The following is a 22,188-nucleotide window of genomic DNA, read 5'->3' as shown; positions in this document are numbered from 1 at the left end:
CGCCGCGCACCCCCTCTCCGTACGTCCGCAGCACCCGCCAAGACCGCCCAGTTGAAGGGGTAGACCCGCCATGCCAGAAACCCCGTCCACCAGCCGCAGAGGACTGCTCTTCGGCACCGCCGCGATCTCCGCCGGCGCACTGCTCACCGCGTGCACCAGCAACGAGCCCAAGAAGCAGGAGGCCGCCACCGACAACGCGCCGGTCGCCGACGACAAGCCCGGCAAGGCCGTCACCATCGGCTTCGCGGGGCCGCAGGCCGACCACGGCTGGCTGAACGCCATCAACCAGAACGCCAAGTCCCGCGCGGAGCGGTACTCCGACGTCACCCTGGAGATCACCGAAGGGTCCAACGACACCGCCGCCCAGATCGGGCAGGTCCAGACCCTGATCAACAAGAAGGTCGACGTCCTGGTGATCCTGCCGGCCGACGGCAAGGCCCTCACCCAGGTGGGTCTCCAGGCCATGAAGGCGGGCATCCCGGTCGTCAACCTGGACCGCATCTTCGCCTCACCGCAGGCCTACCGATGCTGGATCGGCGGCGACAACTACGGCATGGGCCTCAACGCCGGCAACTACATCGGCGAGCAGCTCAAGGACAAGCCGAACGCCAAGGTCATCGAGCTCGCCGGGCTGGACAACCTGGAGCTCACCAAGCAGCGCACCCAGGGCTTCGACGACGCCCTGAAGAACTACCCCAACATCAAGAAGGTCGCCCGCCAGGCGGCCGACTTCACCGTGGAGTCGGGCCAGGCCAAGATGGCCCAACTGCTCCAGGCCCAGTCGCAGTTCGACGCCCTGTGGAACCACGACGACGACCAGGGCGTGGGCGCGCTGCGCGCCATCGCGCAGGCGGGTCGCAAGGACTTCCTGATGGTCGGCGGCGCCGGCGCGAAGTCCGCGATGGACGCCATCAAGGCCGACGACAGCGTCCTCAAGGCCACTGTCCTGTACCCGCCGACGATGGCGGCGTCCGCCATCGACCTCGCCCGCGCCCTCGGTCAGGGCAAGGGCGTCAGCGGCATGGCCGAACTGGAGATCCCGGCCTCCCTCACTCTCTACTCGGCCGTCGTCACCAAGGACAACGTCGACGAGTACCTGCCCACCGGTTTCAACTGACCGGAGGCGCGCCCGCCCCCACCGAGCACACCGACGAGACCGTTGACTCCGACGAGGAGGATTCCGTATGCAACAGAGGGACAGTGAGGCCGCACCGCCGACACTCGGCGTCGGCATGGTCGGATACGCGTTCATGGGCGCCGCCCACTCCCAGGGGTGGCGCACCGCGGGACGTGTCTTCGACCTGCCGCTGCGGCCGGTCCTCGCCGCGATCGCCGGCCGTGACGCCGCCGCAGTGCGTGCCGCGGCCGGCAAACACGGCTGGGCCGCGGCGGAGACCGACTGGCGCGCCCTCGTGGCCCGCGACGACGTGCAACTCGTCGACGTCTGCACACCGGGCGACAGCCATGCGGAGATCGCGATCGCGGCGCTGGAGGCGGGCAAGCACGTCCTGTGCGAGAAGCCCCTGGCGAACTCGGTCGCCGAGGCGGAGGCCATGGTCGCGGCGGCCGCCCGGGCGCGGGCGAACGGCCAGCTGGCGATGGTCGGCTTCAACTACCGCAGGGTGCCTGCTCTCACCTACGCCCGCCGGCTGATCGCCGAGGGCAGGATCGGCACCCTGCGGCACGTGCGGGTGACCTACCTCCAGGACTGGCTGGTGGACCCGGACTTCCCGCTGACCTGGCGCCTCGAGCGCGAGCACGCGGGGTCCGGGGCGCTCGGCGACCTCGGCGCCCACATCGTCGACCTGGCGCAGTACCTGGCGGGGGAGACGCTGGTGGGGGTCTCCGCCCAGCTGGAGACGTTCGTCAAGGAACGCCCGCTGCTCCAGGGCGCCTCCGCCGGCCTGACCGCGTCGGGCGGCACGCGGCGGGGGCCGGTCACGGTCGACGACGCGGCCGTCTTCACCGGCAGGCTGGAGTCCGGGGCGCTGGCCACGTTCGAGGCGAGCCGGATGGCCTCGGGCCGCAAGAACGCCCTGCGGCTGGAGATCAACGGCGAGCAGGGCTCGCTCGCGTTCGACCTCGAGCGGCTCAACGAGCTCTCCTTCCACGACCACCACGAGCCCGCCGCCACGGCCGGCTTCCGCAGGATCCTCGTCACGGAGGCGGAGCACCCGTATCTGGAGGCCTGGTGGCCGCCGGGCCACGCGCTCGGCTACGAGCACACGTTCGCGCACCAGGCCCGCGACCTGGTCGAGGCGATCGCGTCCGGCACCGACCCCGTTCCCTCGTTCGCCGACGGGCTCCAGGTCCAGCGGGTGCTCGCGGCGGTGGAGGAGAGCGCACAGAAGAACTCCGTCTACACCCCCGTACAGGCGGTGGAGGCGGTACAGGCTTGACGGCCGGCACAGATCCGGCAGGACCCGGTTTGGAGGCGCCATGCCACGCCCGTTCACACTGTTCACCGGCCAGTGGGCCGATCTGCCGCTCGAGGAGGTCTGTTCACTCGCCCGCGACTTCGGCTACGACGGTCTGGAACTGGCCTGCTGGGGCGACCACTTCGAGGTCGACAAGGCCCTGGCCGACCCGTCCTACCTCGACGGCAGGCACGCCCTGCTGGAGAAGTACGGCCTCAAATGCTGGGCCGTGTCCAACCATCTGGTCGGCCAGGCGGTCTGCGACAACCCCATCGACGAGCGCCATCAGGGGATCCTGCCCGCCCGGATCTGGGGCGACGGGGAACCGGAGGGCGTACGGCGGCGGGCCGCCGCGGAGTTGAAGGACACCGCGCGGGCCGCCGCGGCCTTCGGGGTCGACACCGTCGTCGGTTTCACCGGCTCGTCGATCTGGCATCTCGTCGCGATGTTCCCGCCGGTGCCCGAGCGGATGATCGAGCGCGGCTACGAGGACTTCGCCGAACGCTGGAACCCGATCCTCGACGTCTTCGACGCCGAGGGCGTCCGCTTCGCCCACGAGGTGCACCCCAGCGAGATCGCCTACGACTACTGGACCACGAAACGCGCCCTGGAGGCGGTCGGCCACCGGCCGGCCTTCGGGCTCAACTTCGACCCGAGCCACTTCGTCTGGCAGGACCTGGACCCGGTCGGCTTCCTGTACGACTTCCGGGACCGGATCTACCACGTCGACTGCAAGGAGGCCCGTAAGCGTCTGGACGGGCGTAACGGGCGGCTCGGTTCGCACCTTCCGTGGGGCGACCCGCGGCGCGGCTGGGACTTCGTGTCCGCCGGACACGGGGACGTGCCCTGGGAGGACGTGTTCCGGATGCTGCGCTCGATCGGCTACGAGGGACCCATCTCGGTGGAGTGGGAAGACGCCGGCATGGACCGCCTGATGGGCGCTCCGCAAGCGCTTGCCGACCTGAAGCGCTTCGACTTCGATCCGCCGTCGGCCTCGTTCGACGCCGCCTTCTCGGGCGGCGACAGCTAGAAACGCCCAGGTACGGCCCGGTGGCGAGGAATGCCGCCGGGCCGGTCAGGGCTGCCCGGACACGCCTTTGTCCTGTGCTGGGAAAAAGTTCAACTTCTCTGCTGCACAAGGGCTTTCGGTCCAGGACCAACCCGGCTACGGTCCCATCTCGTGTACACGACATAGGTGGTTCGGGAGTGACGGCGCACTCCGGTTCCACGGCACACCGCCCCGTTCGACCGGCCTTACCGGAGGACATTCGTGCACAGAACAAGGCCCAGGGCCCGCAAGGCCCTCGCACTCCTCACCGGCGGTCTCCTGGCCGCCGGCTCGCTCGCCCTCACCGCGCCGACCACCGCGTCCGCCGCCGACCCCCAGACGGCGGTCGCAGCGGCCGCGGAGGAATTCCAGCAGGTCACACTCGCCAAGGGCGGTGAAGAGACCGGCGAACCCATGTCGCTGGCCGTCCTGCCCGACCGCAGTGTGCTGCACACCTCCCGCAGCGGCGAGCTGCGTATGACGGACGCCGCCGGCAACACCCGCGTCGTCGGCACCGTCCCCGTCTACTCGCACGACGAAGAGGGGCTCCAAGGCGTCGGCCTGGACCCGAACTTCACGCAGAACCGTTTCATTTACCTCTACTACGCACCGCACATGGACACCCCCGCGGGCGACGCCCCCAACGAGGGCTCCGCGGCCGACTTCGCCAAGTACGACGGCGTCAACCGGCTCTCGCGGTTCGTGCTCCGTGAGGACGGCACGCTGGACAACGCCAGCGAGAAGAAGATCATCGACATTCCGGCGACCCGCGGCATCTGCTGCCACGTCGGCGGCGACATCGACTTCGACGCCGAGGGCAACCTCTACCTGTCGACCGGCGACGACTCCAACCCCTTCGCCTCCGACGGCTACACGCCCATCGACGACCGGCCCGGACGCAACCCCGCGTACGACGCCCGCCGCACCTCCGGCAACACCAACGACCTGCGCGGCAAGATCCTGCGCATCAAGGTCGGGGCCGACGGCTCCTACTCCATCCCCGAGGGCAACCTCTTCGCCCCCGGCACGGACAAGACCCGCCCCGAGATCTACGCGATGGGCTTCCGCAACCCGTTCCGCTTCAGCGTCGACAAGAAGACCGGCGTCCTCTACGTCGGCGACTACGGCCCCGACGCCGGCACCGCCGACCCGAAGCGCGGACCGGCCGGCCAGGTCGAGTTCGCCCGCGTCACCGGCCCCGGAAACTTCGGCTGGCCGTTCTGCACCGGCGACAACGACCCGTACGTCGACTACGACTTCGCCACCAAGACCTCCGGTGCGACGTTCGACTGCGCGAACCTGAAGAACACCTCGCCGCACAACACCGGCCTGGTCGACCTGCCGCCCGCGCAGCCGGCCTGGATCCCGTACGACGGCGGCTCCGTCCCCGAGTTCGGCAGCGGCTCCGAGTCCCCGATGGGCGGCCCGGTCTACCACTACGACGCCGCGCTCGACTCCCCGGTGAAGTTCCCCGAGGCGTACGACGGTGACTTCTTCGCCGGAGAGTTCGGCCGGCGCTGGATCAAGCGCATCGACACGGCCGAGGACGGCGCGGTCCGCTCGATCAACCCCGTTCCGTGGACCGGCACCCAGATCATGGACATGGCCTTCGGCCCGGACGGCGCGCTGTACGTCCTCGACTACGGCACCGCCTGGTTCGGCGGCGACGAGAACGCCGGCCTGTACCGCATCGAGAACGCCACCGGCGGCCGCTCCCCGGTCGCGGAGGCCTCCGCGGACAAGACGTCCGGCCAGGCGCCGCTGCGCGTCACCTTCTCCTCGGCCGGAACCACCGACGCGGACGGCGACGCCCTCACCTACAGCTGGGACTTCGGCGACGGCGCCACCTCCACGGAGGCGAACCCCGTCCACAACTACACCAAGAACGGCACCTACACGGCGACCGTCACGGCGAAGGACCCGACGGGCCGCACCGGCTCCGCCAGCGTCCACGTCGTCGTCGGCAACACGGCGCCCAAGGTCAAGCTCGAACTGCCCGCTGAGGGCGCCCTGTTCGACTTCGGCGACGAGATCCCGTTCAAGGTGACCGTCACCGATCCCGAGGACGGCACCATCGACTGCACCAAGGTCACGGTGAACTACGTCCTCGGCCACGACAGCCACGGCCACCCCATCACCTCCGCCAAGGGCTGCGAGGGCACCATCAAGACCTCCGCCGACGGCGGACACGACCCCAACGCCAACATCTTCGGAGTCCTCGACGCCGAGTACACCGACGGCGGAGGCGGCGGTCAGGCCGCGCTGACCAGCCACGACCAGGCCCAGCTCCAGCCCCGCCACCGGCAGGCCGAGCACTTCGACGGCCAGTCCGGCATCAAGACGTACGACAAGGCGGCCGCCCACGGCGGCAAGACCGTCGGTGACATCGACAACGGCGACTGGATCTCCTTCGAGCCGTACAACCTGACCGGCTCCAAGAAGCTCACCGCCCGCGTCTCCTCCGGCGGCGCCGGAGGCATCCTCGAGGTGCGCACCGGCTCCGCGGCCGGCAAGCTCCTCGGCTCCGCACCGGTCCCCGTCACCGGCAGCTGGGAGACCTTCCAGGACATCGACGTGGCCCTGCGGGGTGTCCCCGAGCGGACCACGGAACTCTTCCTGGTCTTCAAGGGAGGCGCCGGAGCGCTGTACGACGTGGACGACTTCAAGCTGTCCGAGACCCCCGTCGACAAGGCCGCCGAACGCGTCCTCGTCTTCTCGAAGACCGGCGGCTTCCGCCACGACTCCATCCCGGCGGGCATCACGGCCCTGAAGGAACTCGGCGGCTCCGCCGGGATCACCGTCGACACCACCGAGGCGGCCGGCCAGTTCACGGCCGCCAACCTCGCCAAGTACGACGCGGTCGTGTTCCTCTCCACCACGGGTGACGTGCTCAACGCCGAACAGCAGAAGGCGTTCGAGGACTACGTCACGGCAGGCGGCGGCTACATGGGCGTCCACGCCGCGGCCGACACCGAGTACGACTGGGAGTTCTACGGCGGCCTCGTCGGCGCCTACTTCGCCTCCCACCCGCACATCCAGCCCGCCACCGTCCGCGTCGAGGACCACGACCACCCGGCCACCTCGCACATCGACGGCCCCTGGGAGCGCACCGACGAGTGGTACAACTACCGCACCAACCCGCGTGAGCAGGCCCGCGTCCTCGCCACCCTCGACGAGACCACCTACCAGGGCGGCACCATGAAGGGCGACCACCCGATCGCCTGGTGCCAGACCTACGAGGGCGGCCGCGCCTTCTACACCGGCGGCGGCCACACCAAGGAGTCCTACACCGAGCCGGCCTTCCGTCAGCACCTCCTCGGCGGGCTGAAGTACGCGACCGGCCAGGTGACGGCCGACTGCAAGCCGCGGACCGGCTACCGGACCATCTTCAACGGCGAGACCCTCGAGGGCTGGAAGCAGGCCGGGCCGGGCAAGTTCAACGTCGTCGACGGCGAACTGCGCACCGAGGGCGGCATGGGCATGCTGTGGTACCAGGCCAAGGAACTCGGCTCGTACTCGCTGAAGCTCGACTGGAAGATGGAAGGCGACGACAACTCCGGCGTGTTCGTGGGCTTCCCGGCCTCCGACGACCCGTGGTCCGCCGTCAACAACGGCTACGAGGTCCAGATCGACGCCACCGACGCCGCCGACCGCACCACCGGCGCGGTCTACGGCTTCAAGTCGGCCGACCTCCAGGCCCGTGACCAGGCGCTGAAGCTGCCCGGTCAGTGGAACAGCTACGAGATCCGGGTCGAGGGAGAGCGTCTGCGGGTCTTCCTCAACGGAGTGAAGATCAACGACTTCACCAACACCGACCCGGTCCGCAGCCTCAAGGACGGCTACATCGGCATCCAGAACCACGGGGCCGACGACCAGGTGTCCTTCCGGGACATCCAGCTGAAGGAGCTGCCCTCCTAGGCCGCAGGCCAGGGCCGCCCATTTGCCGGCGGCGGGCGGGGAGGCGCCGTACCCCCCGCCCGCCGTCCTCCACCACATCGGAACATCGACTGGCAGGGAGGCAGCCCGTGACAGACGGGAATGCACGCACCGGAGTCTGGTTCGTCGGAGCACGCGGCTCAGTGGCCACCACAGCCGTCGCCGGATGCGCGGCGGTCACCGCCGGGCTGCACCCGCCGACCGGCATGGTCACAGAGACCCCGGCCTTCGCCGGGGCCGGGCTGCCACCCCTGTCCTCCCTCGTCTTCGGCGGACACGACACCGCCCACTGCCCGCTGCCCAAGCGCGCGGAACACCTCACGGAAGCGGGCGTCCTGCCGCACGGGCTCGCCTCCGCGGTGCGGGCCGAACTGGCCGCCGCCGACGCCGGGATACGGCCCGGCGGACCGGGCGCCGGCGACACCCGCGGCGACGAGGAACTCATCACCGCCTTCGCCGCCGACATCGACGACTTCCGCACACGCAACAGCCTCGCCCGTGTCGTGGTCGTAGGCGTCTCCTCCACCGAGCCGCTGCCCGAACCGGGCGCCCTGCGGCTGCCGCCCAGCTCCCTCTACGCGGCCGCCGCCGTGCGGGCCGGCTGCCCCTACGTCAACTTCACCCCCTCCACCGGGCTGCGCACCGACGCCCTCACCGACGCCGTCGCGGCCAGTGGACTTCCCCACGCCGGCCGCGACGGCAAGACCGGCCAGACACTGCTGCGGGCTGTGCTCGCCCCGATGTTCGTGCAGCGGGCCCTGGACGTACGGGCCTGGTCGGGCACCAACCTGCTCGGCGGCGGGGACGGGGCGGCCCTGGCCGACCCCGCCGCCGCGGCGGCGAAGAACGCCGGCAAGGAACGCGTCCTCGCCGACACCCTCGGGCACACACCGCAGGGCGAGGTCCACATCGACGACGTCCCCGCGCTCGGCGACTGGAAGACCGCCTGGGACCACATCGCCTTCGAGGGCTTCCTCGGGTCGAGGATGATCCTCCAGACCATCTGGCAGGGCTGCGACTCCGCACTGGCCGCACCGCTGGTCCTGGACCTGGCCCGGCTGCTGGCCCGGGCCCACGAGGCGGGCCTGTCCGGGCCGCTGCCCGAACTGGGCTTCTACTTCAAGGACCCGGACGGCGGACCGGCGGGCCTCTCGGAGCAGTTCGCCGCCCTCCTCGGCTTCGCGGACCGTCTGCGGGAGGCCGGGTGAGGCCGCGCGACTGGGCCGAACTGCTGCGGGTGTCCGCCCTGTTCACCGTGCCCGGTGACGCCCTCGCGGGGGCTGCGTCGGCCGGAGCGCGGCCCAACCGCGGCACGGCGCTCGCCGTGGGCGCCTCGCTCTGCCTGTACGAGGCGGGCATGGCGCTCAACGACTGGTCCGACCGCGACGAGGACGCGATCGACCGGCCCCACCGCCCGATCCCGTCCGGACGGATCTCTCCTCGTGCCGCCCTGGGCGCGGCCGGAGCACTGACGGCGGCGGGCCTCGGCCTCGCCGCCCGCGCCGGCCGCCCCGCCCTCGCCGTGGCGACGGCGCTCTCGGCGACGGTCTGGGCGTACGACCTCCACCTCAAGCACACGAAGGCCGGCCCGGCGGCGATGGCCGCGGCCCGCGGTCTGGACCTGCTGCTGGGCGCGGCGGCAACGTTGTCCGCGGGCGGCCGCCCGGCGGCGGGCGGCGGCGCGGTTGCGGGCGGTGGCGTGGTGGCGGCACGGCCGGACACGGCGGTACGAGGGACCCGGCGGGCCGCCGCGACCGCTGCCGCGACCGCCGGGTCGTCGTCCACCGCGCGGACGGCACGGGGGGCGGCGTCCGCCGCGGCCCGTCACCGGTTCCGGGCAGGGCGCGGCGGAGGGTCCGTCCGCGCCGCCGCGCCCGCAGCCGCGGTGCTGGCCGCGCACACGTACGCCGTCACCACCGTGTCCCGCAACGAGACGCAGGGCGGCTCGACCCGCGCCCCGCTCGCCGCGCTCGCGGCGACCGGCGCGGTCGCCGCCTTCGCCGCGCGGCCTCGCGGGACGGCTGCGCCGGCCGCCGCCGTGGCGCTCGCCGCCGCGTACGCCCGTACCGCCGCCGTCCCCTACCTCCACGCCGCGCTCAACCCGTCCCCGCCGTTGACCCAGCGCGCCGTCGGCGGCGGAATCCGCGCCATGATCCCGCTCCAGGCCGCCCTCGCGGCCCGCTCCGGGGCGGGCCTCACCGGCCTCGCGGTGATGGGCCTCGTACCGCTCGCCCGCAAGCTCGCACGGAAGGTGAGCCCGACATGAGCCCCGACCCCATCCCGGAACCGGACCCGGCGAGCGGCACCCACCCGGGCCGGGCCGCCCGTTCCGGCCCGGACACCCGCCCCGGTACCGGCCCGGCCACCGGCACCCGCCGGGGAACGGGAGCTGCCGGCGACGCCGGTCCGGCCGGCCAGGGAAACCTGGCCACCGGCACTGGCCCGGACGCCCGCACGAGCCCGGACACCCGTTCCGGCCCGGACACCCGTTCCGGCCCGGACACCCGCACCGGTACCGGTACCGGCACGGCCGCCGGCACCCGCACGAGCCGGGACTCCCGCTCCGGCTCGGGCAGCCGCCCGGGAAGCCCGGCGAGCGGTGCCGACCCCGGTACCCGCCCTGGAAGCCCCGCCGGCCGCCCGGGTCCGGACGACCGCACCGGTACCGGCACGGCCGGTGGTGCCGCCACCGGCACCCGCACGGGCCCGGACACGCGCACCGGCCCGGACGCTCGCACGGGCCGGGACGCCCGGACCGGCCCGGGCATCGGCCCCGGTACCGGCCCGGCCCCCGACGCCCGGTCCGACGCCGGCGCGGCCGGCGATCGGCTCCGGTTCGGCTATGGCACCAACGGGCTGACGGACCTCCGGCTCGACGACGCACTCGGGCTGCTCGCCGACCTCGGATACGACGGGGTCGGGCTCACCCTCGACCACATGCACCTCGACCCCCTCGCCCCCGGACTCGCCGCGCGCACCGGCCACGTCGCCCGCCGGCTCGGCGAACTCGGTCTCACCGCCACGGTCGAGACGGGCGCCCGATACGTACTCGACCCGCGTCGCAAGCACGGCCCGTCGCTCCTCGACCCCGACCCAGAAGCACGCGCCGCCCGCACCCGGCTGCTGGTCACCGCCGTCAAGGTGGCGGCGGACCTCGGCGCGCACGCCGTGCACTGCTTCAGCGGCATCACTCCGCCCGGCACCGACGCGGACACCGCGTGGAAGCGGCTGGAGGAGGCGATCCTGCCCGTGCTCGACGCCGCCGCCTTCGCCGGCGTCCCCGTCGCCGTCGAACCCGAGCCCGGCCACCTCCTGGAGAACCTCGCCGGCTTCCATCAGCTGCGCACCTCCCTCGGCAACCCCGCACCCCTCGGCCTCACCCTCGACATCGGCCACTGCCAGTGCCTGGAGCCCGAGCCGCCCGCGGACTGCGTCCGCGCGGCCGGTCCCTGGCTGCGGCACGTCCAGATCGAGGACATGCGGCGCGGCGTCCACGAACATCTGCCCTTCGGCGACGGCGAGATCGACTTCCCGCCCGTGCTCGACGCCCTCGCCGCCACCGGCTACCAGGGTCTGACCGTCGTCGAACTGCCCCGCCACTCCCACGCGGGCCCCGAACTGGCCCGCCGGTCCATCGAGTTCCTCCGTACCGCCGTCGCGAAGGGAGCACCGGCATCGTGACGCAGACCGCGCCCTGGACCCGTAAGGACGTCGAGGCCCGGCTGGCCGACGACACGGCCCGCGCCTGGCTCGGCGAAGCGCTCGCCGAGGCCGCCCGCGCCGCCCAGGCGCCGCCGACGCCGCCTTCCCCGTACACCTCGCACACCTGGGAACTGCGGTTCGCCGCCGCCGGCCGCCAGTGCGGGCAGGACAACGCGGACGCCGTCCGCACCCTGCTGCTCACCCAGGCGCGTGCGGGCATCGACACCCTGACCCGGCTCTACCAGCAGGGCAGTGCCGCCGAACGCCGCGCCGTGCTCCAGGCGTTGCCGTCCCTCGTCCAAGGACCTCACGCCGTGCATCTGCTCGACGACGCCCTGCGCACCAACGACACCCGGCTCGTCTCGGCCGCCGTCGGCCCCTACGCCGCCGCCCACCTCGACCCGCACGCCTGGCGGCACGCCGTGCTCAAGTGCCTGTTCACCGGTGTGCCCCTCGACGACGTCGCCGACCTCGAACGGCGGGCCCGCGGCGACGGCGAACTCGCCCGCATGCTCACCGACTACGCCGCCGAGCGCACCGCGGCCGGCCGCGACATCCCCCATGATCTCCACCGCGTGCTGACCCTGACCGGCGAGAAGCCCCAGCGGCCCCAGGAGCTGTGATGCGCATCTTCGACCCCCACATCCACATGACGTCCCGCACCACCGACGACTACGAGGCCATGTACGCCGCCGGTGTGCGCGCCCTCGTCGAGCCGTCGTTCTGGCTCGGCCAGCCCCGCACCTCCCCGGCGAGCTTCTTCGACTACTTCGACGCCCTGCTCGGCTGGGAGCCGTTCCGCGCTGCCCAGTACGGCATAGCCCACCACTGCACCATCGCGCTCAACCCCAAGGAGGCCAACGACCCCCGCTGCACGCCCGTCCTCGACGCGCTGCCCCGCTATCTCGTCAAGGACTCGGTCGTCGCGGTCGGCGAGATCGGCTACGACTCGATGACCCCCGCGGAGGACACGGCGCTCGCCGCCCAGCTCCAGATGGCCGCCGACCACGGCCTGCCCGCCCTGGTCCACACCCCGCACCGCGACAAGCTCGCCGGCCTGCACCGCACCGTCGACGTGATCCGCGAGTCGAACCTGCCCACCGAGCGGGTCCTCCTCGACCACCTCAACGAGACGACCGTGAAGCATGCCGCCGACAGCGGCTGCTGGCTCGGTTTCTCCATCTACCCGGACACCAAGATGGACGAGGACCGCATGGTCACGATCCTGCGGGACCACGGGACGGAGAAGGTGCTCGTCAACTCCGCCGCCGACTGGGGCAGGAGCGACCCGCTGAAGACCCGGAAGGTCGGCGACGCCATGCTCGCTGCCGGCTTCACCGAGGACGACGTCGACCAGGTCCTGTGGCGCAACCCGGTGGCCTTCTACGGGCTCAGCGGCCGCCTCCAGCTCGACATCCCGGAGCCGGAGGGCCTGCACGAGGGCAACTCCATCCTCCGCGGCGGGGAATGAGGGGAGCCGAGGATGCGCTTCCGTCACCCCGACGGCTCGACCGTCCACCTCTCCTACTGCACCAACGTCCACCCCGCGGAAACCCTGGAGGGCGTCCTCGCGCAACTGCGTGACCACTGCGAGCCGGTGCGCAAGCGCCTCGGCCGGGACCGGCTCGGCATCGGCCTGTGGCTCGCGAGGGACGCCGCCCGCGCCCTCGTCACCGATCCTGCGGCACTGCGGGGACTGCGCGCCGAGCTGGAGCGGCGGGGCCTCGAGGTCGTCACACTCAACGGCTTCCCGTACGAGGGCTTCGGCGCGGAAGAGGTCAAGTACCGCGTCTACACACCGGACTGGACCGACCCCGCACGCCTGACCCACACCACCGACCTCGCCCGGCTCCTCGCGGCGCTGCTGCCCGACGACGTCACCGAGGGCACCATCTCCACCCTCCCGCTCGCCTGGCGCACCGGCTTCGACGAGGAGGCCGCCGCCACCGCCCGCACCGCGCTGACCACCCTCGCCGAGCGGCTCGACGCCCTCGAGGAGCTGACCGGCAAGTCCGTCCGGGTCGCCCTGGAACCGGAACCCGGCTGCACGGTGGAGACCACCGCCGACGCGATCGGCCCGCTCACCGCCGTCCCGGGCGACCGGATCGGCGTCTGCGTCGACACCTGCCATCTCGCCACCTCCTTCGAGGACCCGGAATCCGCCCTCGCCGCTCTCGCCGCGGCAGGCGTCACCGTTCCGAAGGCGCAGCTGTCCGCCGCGCTGCACGCGGAGCATCCGCACCTGCCGGAAGTACGCGAGGCGCTGGCCGCCTTCGCGGAGCCGCGTTTCCTGCACCAGACCCGTACCCTCACCGCCGCCGGTTTGCGCGGGACGGACGACCTGGACCAGGCCGTCGCCGGCGGCGCGCTCCCGGACGGCGGGCCCTGGCGGGCGCACTTCCACGTCCCCCTGCACGCGCCGCCCGCCGAGCCGCTCACCTCGACGCTGCCCGTCCTCGAGGACACCCTGACCCGTCTCGTGGGCGGCCCGGAGCCGCGGACCCGCCACCTCGAGGTCGAGACGTACACCTGGCAGGCCCTCCCGCCGGAGCTGCGGCCCCGCACCCGCGGTCAGCTCGCCGACGGCATCGCCGCCGAACTCACCCTGGCCCGCGACCTGCTGACCGACCTCGGCCTCAAGGAACTGCCATGAGCGACACGCGCCCCACCCCGCTGCTGGTCCTGGACGTGGTCGGCCTCACGCCGAGGCTGCTGGACCACATGCCCCGCCTCAAGGCGCTCGCCGCCGCCGGCTCGCAGGCCAACCTGACCACCGTGCTGCCGGCCGTCACCTGCGCGGCCCAGTCGACGTTCCTGACCGGCGTCCTCCCGTCCGAGCACGGCATCGTCGCCAACGGCTGGTACTTCCGCGAACTCGGCGACGTCCTGCTGTGGCGCCAGCACAACGGTCTGGTGGCGGGCGACAAGATCTGGGACGCGGCCCGCCGTGCCCACCCCGGCTACACGGTCGCCAACATCTGCTGGTGGTACGCGATGGGCGCCGACACCGACATCACCGTCACCCCCCGGCCCGTCTACTACGCCGACGGCCGCAAGGAACCGGACTGCTACACCCGCCCACCGGCCCTCCACGACGAACTCACCGAGAAGTTCGGCACGTTCCCCCTCTTCCACTTCTGGGGCCCGGGTGCCGACATCGTCTCCAGCCGGTGGATCGCCGACGCCACCCGCCACATCATGCGCACCCGCCGTCCCGACCTGACCCTGTGCTACCTGCCGCACCTGGACTACGACCTCCAGCGCTACGGCCCCGACGACCCCCGCTCGCTGCGGGCCGCCGCGGACCTCGACGCCGTCATCGGCCCGCTGCTCGACGACGCCGAGCGTGAGGGCCGCACGGTGGTCGCCCTGTCGGAGTACGGCATCACCCGGGTCAGCCGTCCCGTCGACATCAACCGGGCGCTGCGCCGGGCCGGTCTGCTGGAGGTCCACACCCAGGACGGCATGGAGTACCTCGACCCGATGACGTCCCGCGCGTTCGCCGTCGCCGACCACCAGCTCGCCCACGTCTATGTGCGCCGCCCCGAGGACCTCGACGCCGTCCGTGAGGCGCTCGACGGGCTGCCGGGGCTCGGTGAACTCCTCGACGACGAGGGCAAGAAGGCCCACGGGCTCGACCATCCCCGCTCCGGCGAGCTGGTCGCGGTCGCCGAACCCGACGCCTGGTTCACGTACTACTACTGGCTCGACGACGACCGCGCCCCCGACTTCGCGCAGCTCGTCGAGATCCACCGCAAGCCGGGCTACGACCCCGTCGAGCTGTTCATGGACCCGCACGACCCCTACGTACGGCTCAAGGCCGCCAAGGCCGTGGCCCGCAAGAAGCTCGGCATGCGCTACCGCCTCGCGGTCGTGCCGCTCGACCCGTCACCCATCCGCGGCAGCCACGGCCGCCTCCCCGCGAGCGACGAAGAAGGTCCGCTCCTCCTGTGCTCCACCCCCCGCGCCGTCACCGGCCGCGTAGCGGCCACCGATGTGAAGTCCCTGCTGCTGCGGCTCGCCGGCCTCGACTGAGGCGGCGACCGTCACGCGTCCGCACCCCGTGAAGGAAAGAGAGATCATCGTGACCGCGTTCAACGACGATTCCGTCACCGGCGACAGCCTGCGCCGCTCGCTCGGCGTCAGCCGCCGCCGTTTCCTCAGCACCTGCACCGCCGCCGCTGCCGCGGCGATCGCCGCCCCCGTCCTCGGAGCCTCGCCGGCCCTGGCCGTGGACACGGCGGACGACAGAGCCGAGGACCACGGCCGTTCCGCTCTGGTCCCGCCCCACAAGCGCGGCATCATCCTCTACACCGTCCGTGACGCGACCGGCCGCGACCCGCTGTCCACGGATCTGCCGTCGGGCTTCCGCGAGGTCTTCCGGCAGCTGTCCCGCTACGGCTACAAGCAGGTCGAGTTCGCCGGCTACCGCCAGCACGCGAACGCCCCGGGCGGCGCGAACCTGGAGACCGTCGAGGGCGCGAAGCTCATGCGGTCCTGGCTGGACGAGTACGGGCTGACGGCGCAGGGCAACCACGGCTTCATCCCCGGCTCCTGGCCGCTGACCCCGTCGGACCTCGACACCTTCAAGCGCCATCTGGAGATCGCCAACATCCTCGGCATGGGCCACATGGGCACCGGCGGTGACCCGACCGGCAGCTCCTACCGCGCCGACTGGGACGTCGCCGCGGAGAAGTGGAACGCGCTGGGCGCCATCGCCCGCCGCGAGGGCATCAAGCTCTACACCCACAACCACGACTCGGCGTACGGGTTCCTGCTCGACGGCGGCCCGCTGGACGCCCAGGGCCGGCCGACCCGCAGTTCCGGCATCCGCAAGCTCGAGTACTTCCTGGAGGTGACCGACCCGCGCGACGTCTGGCTGGAGATGGACATCTACTGGGCGCACGTGGCGCAGTACAAGTTCCACACGTACACCGCCCACGACGGCTCCACGGTGGAGCAGGTCTTCGACCCGGCCGGTCTGGTGGTCCGCCACAACGTGCGCTACCCGCTGTTCCACGCCAAGGACGGCACGGTCAACACCCAGAACGGCCAGGGCTACGACATGGTGACGTTCGGCGAGGGCGACATCGACTACCGCAGGTTCTTCCGGCGGGTGGGGGCGAAGAACTACCACAACCCGATGATCGAGCACGACGGCGCGCCCAGCTCGACGGTTCCGGGGCAGTCCCTCGAGGTCGCCCGCAAGAGCTACGAGAACCTCGCGGCGCTGCGCGCCCGGCACTGACGGCGCGTCACCGTTCCGCCGGTGCGCCGGGCGCTCCGGCGGAACGGTCACGTCCGGAACCGTCGCAGAAAGACGCTACCGACCAGTAGTGAGAATGTCGTCTCCCGGCCATCATTAAGCGCGAGCATGTCAAACCGTCCGCCCCGTGAGGGCGGACGGCACTCCTCGAGCTGCCCGAAAACCCAGGAGACCCCCCATGCATGCACGCAGCACCCGCACGGCCGGCGCGGCCGCCGGCGCCCTCGCCGTGGCCTTCACCGTGGCCGTCCCCGCCACGACCGCACACGCCGCCACGACCACCGCCGCACCCGCCCAGGCACAGGTACAGGCGCAGAGCGTCGACTACGACACCTGGCGGCGCGACGTCGCCGCGGTCGTCGCCAAGGCCCGCCCCTACATCGAGGAACGCACCGCCGACGCGGCCGGCGAGAAGCAGGCCATCGTCCTCGACATCGACAACACCTCGCTGGAGACGCACTTCCACCCGTTCTGGAAGCTGCCCACCCCTGCCATCCAGGAGATGCGCGAGCTCGCCCGCTACGCCGACTCCCGTGGCGTCGCCGTCTTCTTCGTGACCGCCCGCCCCGGCATCATCCACTCGCTCACCGACTGGAACCTGAAGCAGACGGGCTACCCGGTCGACGGACTCTACGTCCGCGACCTGCCGGACCTCTTCGGCGAGGTCAGCGCCTACAAGACGGAGAAGCGCGCGGAGATCGAGGCCAAGGGCTACACGATCATCGCCAACATCGGCAACAACACCACCGACCTCGTCGGCGGGCACGCGGAGCGGACGTTCAAGCTCCCCGACTACGACGGCCAGTTGTCGTAGGTCCTCGGGCAGACACCTCGTACGACGGCCGGGCGGCCGCGGTGACCGGTCTCCCGGCCGCCGCGGCCGCCCGGGCCGCACTTCCCACCGTGGTCCGCTCAGCCCATGTCCCGGCTGATCGGCTGTGGATTGGCCGCGATCCGGCCCTTGCGCGGCCGCCCCGGCGGATGCAGGAATATCGCCACGAAGCCCGCGAACAGCGAGATGGAACCGGCCAGGACGAACGCTCCCGCGTAGTCCCAGGCGCCCACGACCACCGCGCCCATGCCGGAACCCAGCAGGCCCGACACCAGCTTCGAGCTGTAGACGAGGCCGTAGTTGGAGGCGTTGTTGTTCTCGCCGAAGTAGTCCGCCGTCATCGCCGCGAACATCGGGAAGATGGCGCCGCCGCCGAAGCCCGAGATGCTGGAGAACAGCAGGAACAGCGGCAGGTTGTGGATGTTGCCCGACCACAGGATGCCGTACTGCGACAGGCCGAGCACGATGCAGACGAAGATCAGGCACTGCTTGCGGCCGTAACGGTCCGAGAGCCAGCCGATCACGCCGCGCCCGGTGCCGTTCACGATCGCCTTGAGGGACATCGCCGTCGCGACGATGCCGCCCGCGAAACCGGCCTCGTCACCGAACGGCACCTGGAAGGCGATACCGAAGATGTTCACACCGGACGTGCACAGCAGACAGAACCACATCAGCGCCACCCGGCCGGTCTGCCACGCCTCCCTGGGCGTGTACTGCTTCACCGCCGGCGGGTTCTTCTCCAGCGCCCGGCGTGCCCGCGGGTCGTCGGGCTTGCGCAGCGGGTCGACCTCAGCGGGCCACCAGTTCTTCGGCGGGTCCTGGAAGAAGTAGCCCGCGACGGCGACCGTCGCGGCCAGGAAAAGACCGACGCAGACGAGCACCCAGCGGAAGTTCGTCAGGTCCATGTAGCCGGTGAAGATGAAGACGAACGGCACCGAACCGTAGGCGAAGCCGCCGTTGACGAAGCCGGTCTTGCCGCCCTTTCGCTCCGGATACCACTTGCCGACCATGTTGACGCAGGTCGCGTAGACCATGCCCGCGCCCATGCCGCTGAACATGCCGAAGCCGATGTAGGCGACGACGACATGAGGTGCGAACGCCAGGGAGACGTAGCCCAGCAGGGTGCCCACCGCGCCCAGCATCATCGCCCACCGGGCCGGCAGCTTGCCGCTCTCGCGCAGCTTGCCGGCCGGGAAGGCCACCGCGGCCTGGAAGAAGACCCACACGCCGAGCATCCAGAAGATGTGGGCACTGCTCCAGCTGTGCGCGGTGTGCAGGGTGTCCTCGGCGGACGCGAACGCGTACTCCGCCGAGCTGATGCCCATCATGCCCACCCACGGCAGGATGACCATCCACTTGCGCTTGCGGCCCATGATGTCGATATCGGTCTCGCCGATCCGGTACATGCGCCCGTTGGCGTCCGTCACCTCCCTGAAGGGGACGGATGTGGAGATGTCGGTTGTCGTCATGGTGATCGAACCCCTCGCGTGGAAGAAGTCTGGCCAGCGCCCCCTGTCCGTTTCTCTTCGCACCGGGGTCCGCGGCGAGCGGTCACCGCAGACCCCGTGGTTCGAGCCGTCGCTCAGGTCATCGACCGCCCCCCAACAGGCCCGCGGCCCGGGCCCAGGCGTACTTCGCGCCGAGCGCCGCGACCGGCTTCTCCGTCGTGTACGGGTAGGCGACGACACCGCGCTCGAAGAGGTGCTGGCACGCCTCCTCGACCTCGACGTCCCCGGCGAGCGACGCCACCACCGGCTTCTCGATCCCGCGCTCCCTGAACTCCTCCACCACGCGCGCGGTGAGCTCCGCGAACACCATCGGAGGGGTGACGATCGTGTGCCAGTAGCCCAGCACCAGCGCGTGGATCCGGGGATCCTCCAGACCCAGCCGGATCGTCGCCTCGTACGTCGAGGGCGGTTCGCCGCCGGTGATGTCGATCGGGTTCCCGGCAGCGCCGAACGGCGGGATGAAGGCCTTGAAGGAGGCGTCCAGGTCCGGCGGGATCTCCATGAGGGACAGCCCGTTGTCGACGATCGCGTCGGACAGCAGCACCCCCGAGCCGCCGGCCCCAGTGATGATCACGATGTTGTCGCCCCGCGGCACGGGGAGGACGGGCAGCGCCCGCGCGTACTCCAGCATCTCGTTGAGCCCCGGCGCGCGGATCACCCCCGCCTGCCGCAGCACGTCGTCGTAGACCGCGTCATCGCCGGCCAGCGCGCCCGTGTGCGAGCCGGCCGCCTTCGCGCCCGCCGCCGTACGGCCTGCCTTGAGGACGACCACCGGCTTCTTCCGCACCGTCTCGCGTGCGGCCTCGACGAACGCCCGCCCGTCCTTGAGGTCCTCCAGATGCATCGCGATGCACTGGGTGTTGGGGTCCTCGCCGAACCAGGTGAGCAGGTCGTCCTCATCCAGGTCCGACTTGTTGCCCAGACCGACGATCGCCGAGACACCCGTGCGTGTGGTCCGCGCGAAGCCGAGGATCGCCATGCCGATGCCGCCCGACTGCGAGGTGAGCGCCACACCGCCCTTGACGTCGTAGGGCGTGCAGAACGTGGCGCACAGGTCCTGCCAGGTGGAGTAGTAGCCGTAGATGTTCGGCCCCAGCAGCCGCACGCCGTACCGCTCGGCGATCGCCACGATCTCCGCCTGGAGCTCGTGCTCGCCGGTCTCGGCGAAACCGGACGGGATCAGCACCGCGTTGGGGATGCCCTTGCGGCCGACCTCCTCGAGAGCGGACGCCACGAACTTCGCGGGGATCGCGAAGACCGCCACATCGGGCTCGCCCGGAACATCCATCACGCTCTTGTACGCCTTACGGCCGAGTATGTCATCGGCCTTGGGGTTCACCGGATGGATCTCGCCCGGGAAACCGCCGTCGATCAGGTTCCGCATGACCGAATTGCCGATCTTGCCCTGCTCGTTGGAGGCGCCGATCACCGTTACGGACCGGGGCTGCATCAGCCGCCGCATCGAGGTGAGCATCTCCTCGCGGGAGTACTTGCGGCGCTCGGCCGGGACCTCGGTGCCGATCAGGATCCGTACGTCGGCGGCCATAACCCCCTCCGCGGAGGCGAACACCGGATTGAGGTCGACCTCCGCGATCTCGGGGAAGTCGGCGGCCAGTTCGGAGACGCGGACCACCACGTCGGCGAGCGCCTCCCGGTCCACGGCCGCACCGCCGCGCACCCCGCGCAGGATCTCCGCGGCGCGGATGCCGTCCATCATCGACAGCGCGTCCTCCCTCGACGCGGGCGCCAGCCGGAAGGTGACGTCCTTCAGCACCTCGACGAGGACACCGCCGAGGCCGAACGCCACCACCTTCCCGAACGTCGGGTCGGTGACCGTGCCGACCAGCACCTCGGTCCCGGCCGGCACCATCTGCTGCACCTGCACACCGAGGATCCGGGCCTCGGGGTCGTACTTCTTCGCGTTGGACACGATGGCGGTGAACGCGCCGCGCACCTCCGCGCAGGACTTCAGCCCGACCTGCACGCCACCCGCGTCCGTCTTGTGCAGGATGCCGGGGGAGACGATCTTCATGGCGACCGGGAATCCGATCCGGTCCGCCAACGCCACCGCCTCGTCCGCCGTCTCCGCCAGCCCCTCGGCCGGGGTCGGGATCCCGTACGCGTCGGTGACCGCCTTGCCCTCGGGGGCCGTCAGTGCCGTGCGGCCCTCGGCGAGCGCGCCCGCCAGGATCGCCCGTACCGCCGCCTGCCGCTCCGCGTGCTCCGCCACTAGATGACTCCGTTCGACTTGAGCAGGCCGAGCTCCTCGTCGCCGAGGCCCAGCTCGCCGACGTACACCTCTTCGTTGTGCTGGCCGAGCAGCGGGGACGTGACCACGTCCACGGGCGAGTCGGACAGCTTCAGCGGGCTGCCCACCGTGGTGAACGTGCCGCGCTCCGGGTGCTCGACCTCGACGACCATCTCGTTCGCCGCCAGCGACGGGTCCTCGATGATCTCCTTGGTCGAGAGGATCGGCCCGCAGGGGATGTTGCGGGCGTTGAGCTTCTCCAGCACCTCCCACTTGGGGAGCGTCGCGGTCCACTCCTCGATCAGCTGGAACATCTTGTTCAGCTTGGGCAGTCGCGCCTCCGGGGTCGCCCACTCGGGGTCCTCCGCCAGCTCGGGCCTGCCGATGAGCTCCGAGATGGGCTGCCAGCCGACCGGCTGCACGATGACGTACACGTAGTCGTTGGGGCCGCCGGGCGAGCACTTGACCGCCCAGCCAGGCTGGCCGCCGCCGGAGGCGTTCCCGGAACGGGGCACCTCGTCGCCGAAGTCTTCGTTCGGGTACTCGGCGAGCGGCCCGTGCACGAGCCGCTGCTGATCGCGCAGCTTCACCCGGCAGAGGTTGAGCACGGCGTGCTGCATCGCCACGTTGACCCGCTGGCCGCGCCCGGTGCTCTCGCGCTGGAACAGCGCGGCGAGTATCCCGGCGACGGCGTGGATGCCGGTGCCCGAGTCACCGATCTGGGCGCCCGTCGCCAGTGGCGGCCCGTCCTCGAAGCCGGTGGTCGACATGGACCCGCCCATCGCCTGGGCCACCACTTCGTACGCCTTGAAGTTGGTGTACGGGCCCTCCCCGAACCCCTTGATGGAGGCGTACACGATCCGGGGGTTGATCTCCTGGATCCGTTCCCAGGTGAAGCCCATCCGGTCCACGGCGCCGGGGCCGAAGTTCTCCACCATGACGTCGCTGCGGCGGATCAGCTCGGTGAGGATCTCCTTGCCGCGCTCCGACTTGGTGTTGAGGGTGATGCTGCGCTTGTTGCAGTTGAGCATCGTGAAGTAGAGCGAGTCGACGTCCGGTATGTCGCGCAGCTGCTTGCGCGTGATGTCGCCGCTCGGGGCCTCCAGCTTCACCACGTCCGCGCCGAGCCAGCCGAGCAGCTGCGTCGCGGAGGGCCCGGACTGGACGTGCGTCATGTCGAGGACGCGGACGCCCTCAAGAGCCTTGGTCATGGTCCTGGTCGTGTTCTGGG

General features: G+C 71.3%; 16 protein-coding genes. 13 read left to right on the top strand and 3 right to left on the bottom strand.

Translation table 11 applies throughout. The features are described from left to right. Positions 1–70 precede the first annotated feature (70 nt). The 13 genes from AB0K36_RS08430 (at position 71) to AB0K36_RS08370 (ending at position 17,183) form a co-directional block, all read left to right on the top strand. On the top strand, positions 71–1,117 hold the full coding sequence (locus tag AB0K36_RS08430; protein WP_189464536.1) for a substrate-binding domain-containing protein: 1,047 nt from the start codon (positions 71–73) through the stop codon (positions 1,115–1,117). A gap of 67 nt (positions 1,118–1,184) precedes the next feature. After that, positions 1,185–2,399: a Gfo/Idh/MocA family protein gene (locus AB0K36_RS08425; protein WP_364590116.1), complete on the top strand. Its 1,215-nt coding sequence runs from the start codon at positions 1,185–1,187 to the stop codon at positions 2,397–2,399. Between the two features lie 40 nt (positions 2,400–2,439). Beyond that, on the top strand, positions 2,440–3,447 hold the full coding sequence (locus AB0K36_RS08420) for a sugar phosphate isomerase/epimerase family protein (protein ID WP_189464538.1): 1,008 nt from the start codon (positions 2,440–2,442) through the stop codon (positions 3,445–3,447). A 240-nt stretch (positions 3,448–3,687) separates the two neighbouring features. Continuing rightward, complete coding sequence (locus tag AB0K36_RS08415; RefSeq protein WP_364590112.1) at positions 3,688–7,383, top strand: ThuA domain-containing protein; 3,696 nt, start codon at positions 3,688–3,690, stop codon at positions 7,381–7,383. Between the two features lie 107 nt (positions 7,384–7,490). After that, positions 7,491–8,609 carry an inositol-3-phosphate synthase gene (locus AB0K36_RS08410; protein WP_364590109.1) on the top strand — a complete coding sequence of 373 codons (1,119 nt, stop codon included), beginning with the start codon at positions 7,491–7,493 and terminating at the stop codon, positions 8,607–8,609. Continuing rightward, a complete protein-coding gene (locus tag AB0K36_RS08405; protein WP_364590106.1) occupies positions 8,606–9,667 on the top strand; it encodes a UbiA family prenyltransferase in 1,062 nt (353 codons plus the stop codon). Before AB0K36_RS08410 ends, AB0K36_RS08405 begins: the two co-directional genes overlap by 4 nt. 590 nt (positions 9,668–10,257) lie before the next feature. Continuing rightward, positions 10,258–11,082 carry a sugar phosphate isomerase/epimerase family protein gene (locus tag AB0K36_RS08400; protein WP_364590245.1) on the top strand — a complete coding sequence of 275 codons (825 nt, stop codon included), beginning with the start codon at positions 10,258–10,260 and terminating at the stop codon, positions 11,080–11,082. Next, entirely contained in the window at positions 11,079–11,726 is a 648-nt protein-coding gene (locus AB0K36_RS08395; protein WP_364590103.1) for an EboA domain-containing protein, read from the top strand. The genes AB0K36_RS08400 and AB0K36_RS08395 overlap by 4 nt, the downstream gene beginning before the upstream one ends. Continuing rightward, positions 11,726–12,574 (top strand): TatD family hydrolase, encoded by an 849-nt coding sequence (locus tag AB0K36_RS08390; protein WP_364590100.1) that lies wholly within the window; start codon positions 11,726–11,728, stop codon positions 12,572–12,574. The genes AB0K36_RS08395 and AB0K36_RS08390 overlap by 1 nt, the downstream gene beginning before the upstream one ends. A 12-nt stretch (positions 12,575–12,586) precedes the next feature. After that, positions 12,587–13,756, top strand: coding sequence for a metabolite traffic protein EboE (gene eboE / locus AB0K36_RS08385; RefSeq protein WP_364590098.1), 1,170 nt, complete (start codon positions 12,587–12,589; stop codon positions 13,754–13,756). Then, on the top strand, positions 13,753–15,138 hold the full coding sequence (locus tag AB0K36_RS08380) for an alkaline phosphatase family protein (RefSeq protein WP_364590095.1): 1,386 nt from the start codon (positions 13,753–13,755) through the stop codon (positions 15,136–15,138). Before eboE ends, AB0K36_RS08380 begins: the two co-directional genes overlap by 4 nt. A 49-nt stretch (positions 15,139–15,187) precedes the next feature. Next, on the top strand, positions 15,188–16,351 hold the full coding sequence (locus AB0K36_RS08375) for a sugar phosphate isomerase/epimerase family protein (protein WP_364590092.1): 1,164 nt from the start codon (positions 15,188–15,190) through the stop codon (positions 16,349–16,351). A gap of 196 nt (positions 16,352–16,547) precedes the next feature. Next, positions 16,548–17,183: an HAD family acid phosphatase gene (locus AB0K36_RS08370; protein WP_364590089.1), complete on the top strand. Its 636-nt coding sequence runs from the start codon at positions 16,548–16,550 to the stop codon at positions 17,181–17,183. 98 nt (positions 17,184–17,281) lie between these two features. Here the strand turns inward: AB0K36_RS08370 and AB0K36_RS08365 are convergent, their stop codons facing one another. The 3 genes from AB0K36_RS08365 to frc form a co-directional block, all read right to left on the bottom strand. After that, positions 17,282–18,670, bottom strand: a complete 1,389-nt coding sequence (locus AB0K36_RS08365) for an OFA family MFS transporter (protein WP_364590086.1) — start codon at positions 18,668–18,670, stop codon at positions 17,282–17,284. A 118-nt stretch (positions 18,671–18,788) separates the two neighbouring features. Continuing rightward, complete coding sequence (locus tag AB0K36_RS08360) at positions 18,789–20,939, bottom strand: acetate--CoA ligase family protein (protein ID WP_364590083.1); 2,151 nt, start codon at positions 20,937–20,939, stop codon at positions 18,789–18,791. Continuing rightward, a complete protein-coding gene (gene frc / locus AB0K36_RS08355) occupies positions 20,939–22,168 on the bottom strand; it encodes a formyl-CoA transferase (protein ID WP_364590242.1) in 1,230 nt (409 codons plus the stop codon). Before frc ends, AB0K36_RS08360 begins: the two co-directional genes overlap by 1 nt. Positions 22,169–22,188 lie beyond the last annotated feature (20 nt).

Source organism: Streptomyces kurssanovii (assembly GCF_040677245.1).
Classification (GTDB): domain Bacteria; phylum Actinomycetota; class Actinomycetes; order Streptomycetales; family Streptomycetaceae; genus Streptomyces; species Streptomyces kurssanovii.
Note: the sequence above shows the minus strand (reverse complement) of the source record. Positions and strands in the feature narration are given on the sequence as shown.

What these genes read in the sequence shown, in the direction of transcription:
- AB0K36_RS08370 (WP_364590089.1), top strand. Translation starts at nt 16,548, where the DNA reads ATGCATGCACGCAGCACCCGCACGGCCGGCGCGGCCGCCGGCGCCCTC.
- eboE (WP_364590098.1), top strand. Translation starts at nt 12,587, where the DNA reads ATGCGCTTCCGTCACCCCGACGGCTCGACCGTCCACCTCTCCTACTGC.
- AB0K36_RS08390 (WP_364590100.1), top strand. Translation starts at nt 11,726, where the DNA reads ATGCGCATCTTCGACCCCCACATCCACATGACGTCCCGCACCACCGAC.
- AB0K36_RS08365 (WP_364590086.1), bottom strand. Translation starts at nt 18,670, where the DNA reads ATGACGACAACCGACATCTCCACATCCGTCCCCTTCAGGGAGGTGACG.
- AB0K36_RS08425 (WP_364590116.1), top strand. Translation starts at nt 1,185, where the DNA reads ATGCAACAGAGGGACAGTGAGGCCGCACCGCCGACACTCGGCGTCGGC.
- frc (WP_364590242.1), bottom strand. Translation starts at nt 22,168, where the DNA reads ATGACCAAGGCTCTTGAGGGCGTCCGCGTCCTCGACATGACGCACGTC.
- AB0K36_RS08420 (WP_189464538.1), top strand. Translation starts at nt 2,440, where the DNA reads ATGCCACGCCCGTTCACACTGTTCACCGGCCAGTGGGCCGATCTGCCG.
- AB0K36_RS08380 (WP_364590095.1), top strand. Translation starts at nt 13,753, where the DNA reads ATGAGCGACACGCGCCCCACCCCGCTGCTGGTCCTGGACGTGGTCGGC.
- AB0K36_RS08430 (WP_189464536.1), top strand. Translation starts at nt 71, where the DNA reads ATGCCAGAAACCCCGTCCACCAGCCGCAGAGGACTGCTCTTCGGCACC.